At 68.0% G+C, this 372-nt stretch carries 1 protein-coding gene; it reads left to right on the forward strand.

Going from position 1 to position 372, the window contains the following annotated elements:
* On the forward strand, positions 1-366 hold a 366-nt coding region (locus AC0L2K_RS35135), incomplete at its 5' end, for an NUDIX domain-containing protein (RefSeq protein WP_473533677.1).
* Positions 367-372 lie beyond the last annotated feature (6 nt).

Below are 372 nucleotides of genomic sequence, written 5' to 3' on the forward strand. Positions count from 1 at the left end.
CGCTCCCGCGACGGCGCGGTCGAGTTCCTGCTGGTCACTGCGCGCCGTCAGCCGGGCGAATGGGTGCTGCCTAAGGGTCACATCGAGGAGGGCGAGCAGCCCGATCAGGCGGCGGTGCGCGAGGTCGAGGAAGAGGCCGGCGTGCGCACGCGCGTCGTACGGCCGCTGGGCGATATCGAGCTGGTCGTTTACGGCCAGCCCCAGCGCATTGCCTTCTTCCTGATGTTGGCGACCGGGGATGGGGAAGACCGCGAAGGGCGCCACTTTGGCTGGTTCGGGCTAGAGGAAGCGCTCAGTCGCATCACCTTTGCGGAATCGCGCGAGCTGATTGCCCGGGCGGGCGGTCTAGTGGAGAAGGCGCGCTAGCATGAG

Source organism: Mesorhizobium sp. WSM4817 (assembly GCF_055811135.1).